The organism is Arthrobacter sp. NQ4, from assembly GCF_029077345.1.
Taxonomy (GTDB): Bacteria; Actinomycetota; Actinomycetes; order Actinomycetales; family Micrococcaceae; genus Arthrobacter.
The window spans coordinates 92,282-105,243 of the sequence record NZ_JARETC010000013.1 but is presented as its reverse complement, the minus strand read 5'-3'; the positions used below and the strand labels follow the sequence as shown (position 1 = coordinate 105,243).

The 12,962-nt window shown below is 61.1% G+C and carries 10 protein-coding genes; 9 read left to right on the top strand and 1 reads right to left on the bottom strand.

Annotation, left to right across the window (positions count from 1 at the left end; all coding sequences use genetic code 11):
* From PUN51_RS18210 to PUN51_RS18195, 4 genes are all read left to right on the top strand, one after another.
* The coding region (locus PUN51_RS18210; protein WP_275182012.1) for an HNH endonuclease at positions 1–990 on the top strand (990 nt) is incomplete at its 5' end.
* Complete coding sequence (locus tag PUN51_RS18205; RefSeq protein ID WP_275182010.1) at positions 977–1,858, top strand: cytochrome c oxidase assembly protein; 882 nt, start codon at positions 977–979, stop codon at positions 1,856–1,858. The genes PUN51_RS18210 and PUN51_RS18205, both read left to right, overlap by 14 nt.
* A gap of 128 nt (positions 1,859–1,986) precedes the next feature.
* Positions 1,987–2,604 carry a uracil-DNA glycosylase gene (locus PUN51_RS18200; RefSeq protein ID WP_275182009.1) on the top strand — a complete coding sequence of 206 codons (618 nt, stop codon included), beginning with the start codon at positions 1,987–1,989 and terminating at the stop codon, positions 2,602–2,604.
* Positions 2,605–2,764: 160 nt separating this feature from the next.
* Positions 2,765–3,877: a thermonuclease family protein gene (locus tag PUN51_RS18195; protein ID WP_275182008.1), complete on the top strand. Its 1,113-nt coding sequence runs from the start codon at positions 2,765–2,767 to the stop codon at positions 3,875–3,877.
* 15 nt (positions 3,878–3,892) lie between these two features.
* On the opposite strand, the gene PUN51_RS18190 is transcribed toward PUN51_RS18195, so the two are convergent.
* A complete protein-coding gene (locus PUN51_RS18190) occupies positions 3,893–5,125 on the bottom strand; it encodes a hypothetical protein (RefSeq protein ID WP_275182006.1) in 1,233 nt (410 codons plus the stop codon).
* 77 nt (positions 5,126–5,202) lie between these two features.
* Between PUN51_RS18190 and PUN51_RS18185 the strand changes: the two genes are divergently transcribed.
* The 5 genes from PUN51_RS18185 to PUN51_RS18165 all read left to right on the top strand — a co-directional run bounded on the left by PUN51_RS18185 (position 5,203) and on the right by PUN51_RS18165 (position 12,940).
* On the top strand, positions 5,203–6,699 hold the full coding sequence (locus PUN51_RS18185; protein WP_275182005.1) for a type I restriction-modification system subunit M: 1,497 nt from the start codon (positions 5,203–5,205) through the stop codon (positions 6,697–6,699).
* On the top strand, positions 6,696–7,850 hold the full coding sequence (locus PUN51_RS20790; protein ID WP_275182004.1) for a restriction endonuclease subunit S: 1,155 nt from the start codon (positions 6,696–6,698) through the stop codon (positions 7,848–7,850). The genes PUN51_RS18185 and PUN51_RS20790 overlap by 4 nt, the downstream gene beginning before the upstream one ends.
* Positions 7,850–8,788, top strand: a complete 939-nt coding sequence (locus tag PUN51_RS18175) for a restriction endonuclease (protein WP_275182003.1) — start codon at positions 7,850–7,852, stop codon at positions 8,786–8,788. Before PUN51_RS20790 ends, PUN51_RS18175 begins: the two co-directional genes overlap by 1 nt.
* Before the next feature lie 72 nt (positions 8,789–8,860).
* The gene (locus PUN51_RS18170; RefSeq protein WP_275182002.1) at positions 8,861–9,454 is read left to right on the top strand and encodes a hypothetical protein; all 594 of its coding nucleotides are present in this window, start codon (positions 8,861–8,863) and stop codon (positions 9,452–9,454) included.
* A 72-nt stretch (positions 9,455–9,526) separates the two neighbouring features.
* Entirely contained in the window at positions 9,527–12,940 is a 3,414-nt protein-coding gene (locus tag PUN51_RS18165; RefSeq protein ID WP_275182001.1) for a DEAD/DEAH box helicase family protein, read from the top strand.
* The last annotated feature ends 22 nt before the right edge of the window (positions 12,941–12,962 follow it).

Sequence of the window (12,962 nt, the reverse complement as noted above, 5' to 3'; positions counted from 1 at the left end):
TTCCGGACCGGCCTGTTGAGCGAGTGGCGGGCCACGCTGATCGTGAAAGACACCATCTGCCTGAGCACCGAGGACCGGGCCGGGGTGGATGAGGAACTCGCCGCCGACACCGGCGCCCTGAACGGCCTGGGCGACAGGGCCATCATCGCCGCGGTCCGCGCCGACGCGTACCGGCGGGACCCCGCCTCGGTCGCGAAGCGCGCCAGCCGGGCCATGGGCGAACGGTGCGTGAGCCTGCGCCCGGCCCCGGACACCATGACCTGCCTGACCGCCCTGCTCCCCGCCGCCCAGGGCGTCGCCGCGTACGCCGCGTTGTGCCGGGACGCCGACACCGCCCGCTCGAACGGGGATCACCGGTCCCGGGGCCAGGTCATGGCCGACACCCTCGTCGAACGCGTCACCGGCACCCCCGGCGGGATCAACGGGGTCCAGATCCAGCTCGTCATGACCGACCACACCCTCCTGCAGGCCGGCGCCGAACCCGCACGACTGCCCGGCTACGGCACCATCCCCGCCGAACAGGCACGAACCATCGCCCTCACAGCCCCTGGTGAGACCGACCTCAACCTCTGGGTCCGCCGGCTCTACACCGCCCCCGGCACCGGCGAGCTGGCGGCCATGGACTCCACAGCCCGGCTCTTCCCGCCAGCACTGAAACGCTTCCTCCAAATCCGGGACGACACCTGCCGGACCCCCTACTGCGACGCACCCATCAGGCACCACGACCACGTCACCCCCTGGCACCACCGCGGACCCACCACCGCCGGAAACGGCCAAGGCCTCTGCGAAGCCTGCAACCACACCAAAGAAACCCCAGGCTGGGCCGCACAAACCATCCCCGGCCCACGGCATACGGTTGCAACCACCACCCCCACGGGCCACACCTACCACTCCACAGCACCACCACTCCCCGGCACCCCACCTGCAGGAGGCACACGGTCATGCGGCTCTCAGGAACGGGGGCTAACCTTGGCGCGTGCCACCCCTTGAGATCCTTGTTTCTTCCTGGCAGTTCGACTGGGCCGCCGTGGCTTTCGCCGCCGCGGCCGGCATTCTGTACGGCTGGGGAATACGGTCAGCCGCGCGCCGGGGTCAGGGATGGCCAGTGTGGCGGGCGGTGGCGTTCTACGTCCTGGGTCTGGGCTCATTCATCATCCTCACCTGCGGGTTCACTGGGGTATACGGAGCGCAGCAGCGGTGGGCCTTCACCATCAAAATATCCCTGCTGCTCTTTGTCGTCCCGCTGCTGATCGGCCTGGGCAAACCGCTAACCCTCGCGCGGGCAGCACTGCCGGCCAAGGGCACAACAGCCTTGGACAAGGTCCTGTCCAGCAGGCCCGTACGGTTCGTCAGCAATTCATTTGGCGCGCCCCTGCTGGGACTGGCCCTCTTCTCCACGTTCCTCACGCCGGCCTTCTTCACGCTGCGGACCGACCCCGTGGCAGGCGCCCTCCTCACCGTTGGCGTGCCGCTGCTGGGCATGCTGATGGCACTGCCGATCATCGAAGAGTCCGATTTCCAGCGCTCCAGCGCCTACCTGACCCTTGAATTCATGTTCGTGTTCATCGAGTTGCTGATCGATGCGGTCCCCGGCATCCTGCTGAGCCTCAACGGCCAGGTGCTCGACCACGTGATGTCCGTTCCCAACCCCCAATGGTGGTTCCGGGACGCTCTCCAGGACCAGCAGTTCGCCGGAAATTTGCTGTGGTTCATCTGCGAGGTGCTGGACCTGCCGCTGATCATCCTCATGTTCATCCGCTTCTCACGCAGCGACAAGAGGGAAGCAGGCGCCTTCGACGAACTGACCGACGAGCAGTTCGACGAACTTCAAAACCAGCACCTGCGTGGGCGGCAGTAACCATCCCGCGCCCGCTGCCCGGCACCGGGAAGGGTAGTGCGGAATTCGGTGTGTCCACCCTTTCCCGGGGAAGCGTAGAGTGACATAGGACGCCTGATTCTGGACGCCTCGCTGCCAAGGGAGAAATCGTGACGATTGATTGGGACGAAAAAAAGGCCCTGCTACAGGAACCGAATATCGCGAAGGTAACCCAACTCTGCGATGAGCTGATGGAAAAAAAGCCTGGTTCCACTGTCCCCTATATCGACCCCGTCCACGACGAGGACGAATGCAGGATCATCAGCCTCCAGGCCAGCCCCGGCAAAGGGACCGAGTCCGGGTTCGTCTCCCACAACAACGACGACGAAGCTGCCCGACGCGCCACGCAGATCTATGAGCTGGCCGAGCTGGACCCCCGCTACGTCATGCCGTGGAATGCCTACCCCTGGGTGCGTGAGAGCGGCAGCCCCTCCGCGCTGAGTGTCCAGGAAAAGACCGATGGGCTCCGCCCGTTCCGCCAGTTCCTGAAGATCAATTCCCGCGTTTCGGCCATCATCGCGCACGGCGCGGACGCGTCCACATTCCTGACCCTCTTTGAGAAGACCTACCACTCATCGCTGAAGAACAGCGGCATCAAAATCTACAAGGCCTCCGCCCTCGGCGGCAGGGCCTTTGCTGTTTCCGAGGCCAAGCAGGAAGAGCTTCTCGCCAAGAGCGTCGAAACCTATCGTGATGCGATGCAGCGGGCGGGCATCCAGCACCTTTAGCGCGCGGTCTGCCGCACGAAGAAAACTGCGCGTTCCTTGAGCCTCTCTTGATGAATCCTTGCTTCTCCATCTTCAGCATTAGTGGAGTAGACACTCAGGATTCTCCGAGGTAGAGCATTCGATCGGCCTCGTTTCCTGCTGCAACTCGGGGGAACTTGGCATGAAGAAACTCATCATTGCTTCGCTGGCGGCCACGGGCCTGGTCGCAGGATCGTTGGCGGCGAGTGCGGCTGCCAACGCCGGCACCGGCACCGTGGTGCGCGTGGTCGACGGGGATACGGTGGTGGTTTCCGTCAACAATGGCGACCACACGATTCGGTTGCTGAACATTGACACCCCTGAAACCAAGGATCCAAACCAACCCGTCGAGTGCCTCGGCCCTGAGGCCTCAAAGTACCTTGAGGGCCTGCTCCCGAAGGGAACCCAAGTCAGGCTTGAATTCGACGCTGAGCGCCACGACAAGTACGGCAGGACTCTCGCTGGAGTCTTCACAGCTGACGGTTCCCTGGTCAATGCCAAGATTGCGCAGCAGGGACTGGGGATCCCGGTCGAGTACGGCGGCAACAGAAAATTCCTCCCGCCAGTAACAGCCGCATACGAAGAGGCCAGAGCGGCTAAGGCCGGGCTCTTCTCCGAGAGCATTGACTGTACCCTTCCGGCTCAGTTGGCTGACACTACAAAGGGCTTGGAAGCCGCCACCGCGGCTTCACCGGCAACAACCTCTGCCGCGGCGGGTACGGCCGCAGGCGTACTCGCAGCCAAAGTGGCCGCGGCGAAGGCACTCCGGAAGGTCCTCAACGGGGACAAAGCAACGGAGCGCGCCCTTCTGTGGGCAGGGCTTTCAACTGCCGTGTTGGCCAAGCACGTATCGAACCTGGATAAGAAAATTACCGCCGCAGAAACGAAGGCGGAAGATACGAAGGCCCTGAAAGCCACCCTGGCCGCGGCAGAGAAGAAAGCCGAGGAGGAGCGTGTGGCGGCTGAAGCAAGGGCGGCTGCCGAACGCAAGGCAGCAGAGGAACGAGCTGCGGCAGAGAAGAAGGCAGCAGACGAGGCGGCTGCCGCTGCGGCCGCAGCAAAGGCCGCAGCGGATGAAGCAGCGCGGAAAGCGGCAGCTGAGGCGGAACGCCTGCGCAATCTGCCCGCACCGGCACCAAACCCAGCACCCTACGTGGCGCCAGCTCCGCAACCGTATGTGCCGCCCGCGCCCTCCACCAAGTACACCGGGCCGCGGTGCTACGCTCCGGGCGGTAAGACCTGGCGGCCGTGCTGACCTAAATTCTCCCGGTCAGTCGTCCGCCTCGACCTTCCGCCGCTCCTCAATGCTCTTGGCCACGTGCAGGATCCCGTCCTCCACTCCTCCCGCGATCGCTTTGGGTGCTGCCGCCACACCCCCGGCCACGGCACTCACTGCGCCCGCCACAGTGGTGCCAGCCGCTTGTCCCAGCTCCATGACCGACTCGTGCCATTCCTTCCGCTGAAACTCAACGTTCAAGGGCATGTCATAGGCATCGGAGAATGCTTTGAGGAGTCTGTTGATCTCGGCAACTGAGTCGTACAGCTTGGGCATCTCCAGCGGGTTCATTACGCGGGACATCATGTCTGCTTTGGCAGCCTTAGCGGCAGCTTCGGCAAGCCGTTGCAGTTTGGCCTTCGTGGCGTCGCGCCTGCGCTTGCGAGACCGCTCAACGTGCTCCGCGTGGGCAACCGCGTTTCCTTCGGCAGCTCCACGGACAATCTCGAGCGAATCCATGCGGACCATGTTGGTCAGGGCGACGGCCGTAATGATGAGCCAGTGTTGAAGCTCCCCGGAGGCTGCGAATTGGGCGGCATTGAGTCGTTTCCCAAATCCTCGGGCCTCAAGCCCTTCGCTTATCCCATCAATGTGGTTCAACGCCACAGCTTGCATTTGGGCAAGCTGTGCTGATTGGCCCGCCACTTGATCCCACAGCGTGTCGCTAAGCATGCCGGTGTCTTCAAAATAGCCAAAAGCTTTGTCCAGAATGTGGCTGGTCCCCTGGATGTTGCCTAGCGCTTCGTTGCGGGCATCCCGGAGGACGACATCCAGCTTGGCGTCGATCGATTTGAGCTGCACCTCCAAACTGTGGATGGCCGTCCTAATAGCCAAAGTTGCTGCCAAGACATAGGGATTCACCATTGCAGCAGGATTGGGAGTAGAGCCCATTAGCTCAACCACAGTGTCGATGGTGCCGTCGGGCTGCCTCAAAACGCCGCTGACTATGCCGAACTTTTCTTTAGTTGAACCCGCCAATTGCAGGTAGCGGGCGTAGGATTCCGATGTCATCTGGAAAGAATTTCCACTAATGCCCGCGCTTGAAAACGCCCCAGCTACGCCAGCAGCAAGGGCAAGCATGTCCGTTAGGGCGCTCCCCAAGTTCGAAGTCGCCTCTGGCTGGACATCCAGCTTTCGGAACAGCTCAGTAACGGCTTCGGGCGTTCCGGCAACAAGGGCTGACTCACCCTCCACGTAGAGGGCAAGGTTCGGTTCTGCATCATCCATAGGGCAAATCTTCACACAAACGGCAGGCGACTGGTTGGTGGCCCCCGCTGTCGCCCCGGACCACTAAACTCGCATGGGTGATCACAGGTGAAATCAAGTCCCATGTCGACAAGGTCTGGAATACGTTCTGGAGCGGCGGAATTTCCAACCCCTTGGAAGTCATCGAACAGATCACCTACTTGCTGTTCCTGAAGCGGCTCGACGAGAACCAGACCCGCGAAGAGAAGCGAGCCAACCTGCTGGGCCAGCCTCTGCAGAACGCAATCTTCCCAGACGGTTTGGACCCGCAGGGAAGGCCTTACTCAGATCTCCGCTGGTCCCGGTTCAAGGACTTCTCGCAGTCCGAGATGTTCTCCGTGTTCTCCCAAAGCGTCTTCCCGTTCCTGCGCAACGAGTTGCCCAAGCAGTCCAACGGCGAGGACTCCACCTACAGCCATCACATGAAGGATGCGCAGTTCAAGGTCCCCAACGCTGGCGTTCTCAAGCAGGTGGTGGACATTGTGGACAGCATCAACATGGACGGCAAGGACACCAAGGGTGACCTCTACGAGTACATGCTCTCCAAGCTCGCATCGGCAGGGACCAATGGTCAGTTCCGGACGCCACGGCACATCATCGATCTGATGGTCGCGATGACGGAGCCCAAGCCGCTGGAAGCAATCTGCGACCCCGCATCCGGCACCTGCGGGTTCCTGGTCCAGGCAGGCCACTACTTGCGGGACAACAACCCCAACCTGCTCACTAATGCGGAAACCAGCAAGTTCTTCCACCACCAGCAGTTCCACGGCTACGACTTCGACTCGACCATGCTGCGCATCGGCTCGATGAACATGTTGCTGCACGGAGTCGAAAACCCGGATATTTCCTATCGCGATTCCCTGGCCGACCTCCACGCGGACGAGGAAGAAAAGTACGACCTCATCCTGGCCAACCCCCCGTTCGCCGGGAGCCTCGATTACGACAATGTGGCCAAAGACCTCCTGAAGGTCGTCAAGACAAAGAAGACCGAACTCCTGTTCCTGGCACTGTTCCTCAAGCTGCTCAAGCCCGGCGGCCGGGCCGCAGTCATCGTTCCCGACGGCGTCCTGTTCGGCTCCACCGGAGCGCACAGGTCCCTGCGGAAGACGCTCGTTGAGGGCCACAAGCTCGACGCCGTGGTGAAGCTTCCTTCCGGTGTCTTCAAACCGTACGCAGGTGTCTCCACCGCCATCCTGTTCTTCACCAAGACCAACTCCGGCGGCACCGACAACGTCTGGTTTTACGACGTGAAGTCCGACGGCTTCAGCCTCGACGACAAGCGCACGCCACTCGGCTCGTCCGACCTTCCCGACGTCCTGACCCGCTGGAAGAAACGCACGACGACGGAGCTTGAGCGGGAGCGCACGGATCAGTCATTCTGTGTGCCGCTTTCGGAGATCGCCGCGAACGACTACGACCTGTCCCTGAACCGGTACAAGGAGATCGTGCACGAAGATGTCGAGCACGCGGAGCCGGAGGAGATCCTGGCTGCCTTGGAAGGGCTTGAGGCCGAAATCGCCGAGGGCATGTCAGAGCTGCGGGAGCTGTTGAAGTGAAAGTTCGGCTGGGAAGTATCCTCAAGGAATTCAAGGCCAAGCCGCCCAAAGGCTCCAATCCTGAGGTCCTTACGCTGACTGAACGGAATGGATTCGTCAGGCAGGCCGACCGCTTCAACAAGAGACTCGCCACAGAAGATGTCAGCGGATACAAGTATATAGAACTCGACGATTTCGCCTTTAACCCATATCTTTTGTGGGCTGGAGCAATAGCGCGAAATGGTCACTTCGCAAACGGAGTGATCTCGCCGCTCTACCCAACATTTCGCCTATCGCCGGGAAATCATGCTGGCTACGTCGAGCGGCTGGTACTGAGTCGGCAGCTGATTAGCGCCTACGACAACATTGCATTTGGTTCAGTTCCCCGGCGCCGCCGTTCCTCCGTCAAAGACTTCTTGGATCTGGAGGTCCCCGCACTCCCACCCCTCGACGAGCAGCGGCGGATTGCGGCGATTCTGGACAAGGCTGACGAGCTCCGCATCAAGCGCCGCGAAACACTCGCCCACCTCGACAGCCTCATCCAGTCGATTTTCCACGCCATGTTTGATCAGTTTCTTGTCGACACTGCAGCCACTGTTGGTAGCACCGGCCTCGTCCAACTTGGGCGACAGAGGGCACCGAAGTACCAAAGCGGAAACCACACACGACCTTATATGCGCGTCGCCAATGTGAAGCTCAACGAGTTGGATCTCAGCGACGTACTGCAAATGGACTTCGACGAAAAGGACTTTAAGGCGTACCAGCTCAACTATGGCGATATCTTGCTGAACGAGGGACAGAGCACGGAACTCGTCGGCCGTCCAGCCATGTGGCGAGATGAGATTGAAGATTGCTGCTTCCAGAACACACTCGTCCGCTATGTTGCGGATCCAGGTCTGATTGTCCCCGAGTTTGCACTAGCCACCTTCCTCTATTACTTCCATCGCGGTGAGTTTGCCAAGATCAGCAGCAAGACCTCAAGCATCGCTCATCTGGGAGCAGCACGTTTTGCACGCATGCCGATGCCAACACCCCCGTTGGAGCTCCAGCAGAAGTTCGCAAGACGGGTATCTGCAGTCGAGCGCTTGAAGGATATCCACCGCAAGCATCTAGCCGAACTGGAGGCACTTTTTGCGTCACTTCAACACCGCGCGTTCAAGGGGGAACTCTAATGTCCGAAACAGCAACTGAGTCGTTGGCAACCGAGGTACCGATTTGGCCGGCACTCATCGTTCCCGTCCTGGAGGCGCTTGAGGACGGCCGGACGCTGCACCGCAAGGACCTGTTTCATCAGGCCGCGGACAAAGCAGGCCTCTCAGAGTCAGCACGTCTTGAGACACTGAACTCGGGCGGCCTCCGATACGAGCAGCGGATGGGCTGGGTCCTGAGCCACGTCACCCGGGCCAACTGGATCGACCGCCCGACGAAGGGGCACTACTGCATCACGGACGAAGGCCGGCGATGGCTCAAGGAGAATCCTGACGGTATCAATTACAGCCAGGCCCACGAGATCTTCGCCAAGTACTGGCCCAAGTCCGAAAAACCAACAGAATCTTCGCAGGCAGCCGCCACAGAAGCAGTCGCGACCGACGAACTGGAGCCCGTCGAGCAAATCGAGGACGGCATCAACCGCATCCATGCAGAAGTAGGAGTTTCACTGCTCGCCCGGCTCCGTGAGGGGCATCCGGATTTCTTCGAAGAAGCTGTGGTCAAGCTCCTTCTAAAAATGGGCTACGGGGGTGCCGAACAGCGCGGCCGCCGCATCGGTGGTACCGGGGACGGTGGCGTGGATGGGGTCATCGATCAGGACGCCCTCGGGCTCGACCGAATCTACGTCCAGGCCAAACGCTACGCCGACGGCAACACCGTAGGCCGCGAAACCATCCAGGCTTTCGTAGGCGCGCTCCACGGCGTGGGAGCGTCCCGCGGCGTGTTCATCACCACCAGCACCTTCACGGCGGGCGCCCGGCAATACGCCGAGAACGTCCCGTCACGGATCATCCTCATCGACTCCGCCCGTCTGGTCGGCTTGATGATCAAATACCGTGTGGGCGTGCAGGTAAAGCAGAGCTACGACGTAGTTGAGCTGGACGAGGACTTCTTCGAGTAGAAGGCTAAAAGGCGCCCATAATGTCGCCCCGGCCCGATAGGTTCCAGCCATCACACGAAAGGGCTGGGTCATATGATTTCGGAAATTCTCACGGGGCTCGACAAGAAGTTCGAAGGCCGTATCAATTCGTTCTATACGTTCGGCGCCTCAGCGCTTGCGTTGGCCGCTTTCTTGAGTGGCGGACAGCCGCCGCTTGCGGTCTTGTCATCGCTGAGCAGTGACTATTTCGGCGCTTCCATACCTTGGTTCGAGATCGGCCAAAGTTGGGTTGCGGAGAGGTCGTGGCTTACGCCAGGACTTTGTATCATCCTGATTATCGCTGCCGCAACAGTTGTCGTCTTACAAGGTCGGCGATCCAAATCAAGTCGTTCCTCCGCAACTCTGTGGTTCATCGCCGTCCTCGCCGTCTCGCGTGGAACCAATATCCTGGTCATTACCCTTGCGATCTCGGCCGTCCTCGTCTGCGGGGGCTTGGCCAGACAGCGGATCGACGCAACCAGATATGTAGCTGCCGAAGCCGTCATTCTTGGCCTGATCTCGGCGCCCAAAAGCTTGGCGGACTTGTTATGCGGGTCCAGAGTGCCCGACAGCGAGGCTCAGGACCTTCGCATGATCGAGCCAGTCCCGGACCACGAAATGCCGTCGGGCGCACACTTTGCCCGTTGAGCATTCCCCGCCGCTGTCAGAGGCGTGGTTGACTAGTGCCAAACGTCGCATCGTGGGATCGGAGAAGGCTGCATGGGGGCAGCGGCAGTGAACAGCAACTTTGGCTTCATGCTGGACGACTGGCCAGACTTGGCCCAGCACGCCCGCCGGGCCGAGAAGTTCGCCCGCATCGACCCTCGGGCTTCGATGTTCTATTCCCGGTACACCCTTGAGCGGCTGGTCGAGTGGCTCTACAAGGCGGAGCGCACACTCACCCTCCCCTATAAGGAAGACCTCAACGCTCTTCTGAACGAACCATCGTTCAAGGCTTTGGTGGGCGGCGCCATCGGAAGCAAGCTCACCATCATCCGCAAAGCCGGAAACAACGCTGTGCACAACCCAGTCAACCCCAGCGCCCAAGGCGCGGAGATCGTCCTACGGGAACTGCACCACGTCTGCTACTGGCTCGCCCGGAACTACGCGAAGGGCGGCAGCCAAATGCCGCCGTCGTTAGCGTTCGACACCGGCCGCCTCGCCCCCGCGACCGCAGCACCGTCCCCGCAGCAAACCCCCGAACAACTGCAGAAACTCGAAGAGCAACTCAAGACCAGCCGCGAGGCCCATGCAAGCGAAGCCGAAAAATCGGCAAGCCTGGAAGCACAACTGCAGCAGCTCCGGGCCGAAGTCGCCGCCACAAAGCAACAGAACCAAAAAGTCCCGGACCTGCACGACTACGACGAAGCGTTGACCCGCCGGCACCTCATCGACTGGGACCTCAACGAGGCCGGATGGCCGCTCGACAACCCGGAAGACCGGGAATTCCAGGTGGACACCATGCCCACCGCCAGCGGCGCCCTGGCCGGTACCGGCTACGTGGACTACGTCCTCTGGGGTGCGGACGGGCTGCCGCTCGCCGTCGTCGAAGCCAAGCGCACCACCAAGGACCCACACGTAGGAAAGCAGCAAGCCAAGCTGTACGCGGACTGCCTCGAGCGCCGGTACAACCGGCGGCCCGTCATCTACTACACCTCGGGCTACGACACCTGGATCTGGGACGACTTCATGTACCCGGAACGGAAGGTCCAGGGCTTCCACACCCGCGACCAGCTGCAGCTCCTCGTCAACCGGAGGCAGACACGCAAGCCTCTGGCGCAGGAGCAGATTGACGATGCCATCGTCGAACGTCCCTACCAGCACAACGCCATCCGATCGGTGGCGGAAGCCTACGAGAACCAGTTTGAACGCAAGGCACTGGTGGTCATGGCGACGGGGACCGGCAAAACGCGTACCGTCGTCGCGCTCACCAAACTGTTGCAGGAAGCGAACTGGGCCAAGCGCGTCCTTTTCCTCGCGGATCGCGTAGCCCTGGTGAAGCAGGCCGCCAACGCCTTCAAGACCCACTTGCCCGGCTCGGGGCCCGTCATTCTGGGTTCCGGCGAAGAGGCGGACAGCCGCATCCACGTGGCCACGTACCCCACAATGATGAACCTCATCAACCAGACCGAGGGAAAGCTGGGAAAGCGCAGGTTCGGCATTGGCCACTATGACCTCATTGTGGTGGATGAGGCGCATCGCTCGGTGTACCAGAAGTACCGCGCCATCTTCAGCTACTTCGACTCACTTCTGGTCGGGCTTACCGCCACTCCTCAGTCGGAAGTGGACCGCAACACCTACAGTCTTTTTGGCATTGAAGACAACGTCCCCACGTTCGCGTACGAACTTAATGAGGCCATTGATGCGGGGTATCTTGTTCCACCGCGAGTGGTTCCGGTCCCGCTGAAGTTCCCGTACGAAGGGATTTCCTACGACGACCTTCCCGAAGCCGAAAAGGAGCATTGGGACGACCTTGAATGGGATGAGGAAGGCGAAATCCCGGACTCCGTGGACGCCAACGCCCTGAACTCCTGGCTCTTCAATGCGGACACTGTGGACAAGGCGCTGGAAGTCCTCATGACGCACGGCCACAGGGTCGCCGGTGGGGACCGGCTGGGCAAGACCATCATCTTCGCCAAGAACAACCTTCACGCCCAGTTCATTGAAGAACGTTTCGACAAGAACTACCCGCACCTGAAAGGCCACTTCGCCAGAGTCATCACCCACCAGGTCAAGTACGCCCAAAACCTGATTGATGCCTTTTCGGAGCGCGATAAGAATCCGCATATCGCGATCTCCGTGGACATGCTGGACACCGGCATCGACGTTCCCGAGGCCGTTAACCTTGTCTTCTTCAAAATGGTCCGGTCCAAGACCAAGTTCTGGCAGATGGTGGGCCGCGGCACCCGGCTTTGCCCCAACCTCTACGGACTGGGCGAAGACAAGGAAGACTTCTTCATCTTCGACCTGTGCCGCAACGCGGAGTTCTTCAATGCGGGCATGGCGGGCAACGAGGGTTCAGTGGGAAAGTCCCTCGCAGAAAGCACCTTCGCTACCCGCGTCCAGCTGCTGCGGACAACGGCGGACCTCACCTGGGACGCGAACGTTCCCTTCGTGATCGATCTGAGAAAGTCCCTCCAACACACCGTGGACCGGCTGCCCCGCGACAACTTCCTGGTCAAACCCGCCCGCAAATGGGTGGACCGGTTTGCCGAACCAGAGACATGGGACGACTTGGATATCGAAGACTTCGAGGCGTTGGAAACCCGCGTGGCCAGACTCGCTTCCATAGGCGCCCTGCCCGACACCGAAGAGGCAAAGCGCTTCGACTTCCTCATGCTTCAAACCGAGCTGGCATCGCTGCAGGGCAAGCCTCTTGGGCCGTTGCGGACCAAAGTCCAGGCAGTAGCCGCGGCGTTGCAGGACCAGCCGAACGTCCCCGCCATCGCAGCGCAACTCCAGCTGGTGGAAGCAATCCTCAATGACGAGGAGTGGGAATCTGTTTCAGTCGAGTGGCTGGAAGTGATCCGGCTGAAGCTGCGCGAGCTGGTGCACCTGATCGAGAAGCGCCGGCGTAACGTCGTCTATACCCACTTCCAGGATGAACTGGGCGAGCTGGAGGAAATTGAGCTTGCCGGCGCCAGCAACGGCCACGTGGACTTGGCCCGGTACCGCGACAAGATCCGCCAGTATCTGGACCAGTACCAGGAGCACGCCTCCATCCAGCGGCTCCGCCGCAACAAGCAGCTGACCGCACTGGACCTTTCCGAGCTCGAGCGGATCCTGCTGGAAAGCGGGCTGGGCACACCCGAGGACCTCACCCGTGCAGCCGCTGATGGGCTTGGGCTCTACGTGCGGTCCCTTGTCGGCCTGGACCGTGAGGCAGTGCAGGAAGCTCTGGAAGATTTTGTTGCCGGGACCACCCTCACCTCACAGCAGCTCGACTTCCTACAGGTCCTGACCAACCACCTTGTGGACAACGGCAGGGTTCCACCGTCCGCACTCTTCGATTCGCCCTACAACGAACTGGCCCCCTCGGGGCCGGACGTCCTGTTTGGAGACGAGAAAGTTGTTCAGCTGTTCAGCATCCTCCGTGACATCGAGGGCCGGGCACGAGCGGTTCAGGCCGGGTGAAATCGCAACCGAGTTCACAGGG

Bases quoted from the DNA above. Each gene is read 5' to 3' on its own strand.
- PUN51_RS18195 (WP_275182008.1), top strand. From the start codon at position 2,765: ATGAAGAAACTCATCATTGCTTCGCTGGCGGCCACGGGCCTGGTCGCA.
- PUN51_RS18190 (WP_275182006.1), bottom strand. From the start codon at position 5,125: ATGGATGATGCAGAACCGAACCTTGCCCTCTACGTGGAGGGTGAGTCA.
- PUN51_RS18175 (WP_275182003.1), top strand. From the start codon at position 7,850: ATGTCCGAAACAGCAACTGAGTCGTTGGCAACCGAGGTACCGATTTGG.
- PUN51_RS18170 (WP_275182002.1), top strand. From the start codon at position 8,861: ATGATTTCGGAAATTCTCACGGGGCTCGACAAGAAGTTCGAAGGCCGT.
- PUN51_RS18165 (WP_275182001.1), top strand. From the start codon at position 9,527: ATGGGGGCAGCGGCAGTGAACAGCAACTTTGGCTTCATGCTGGACGAC.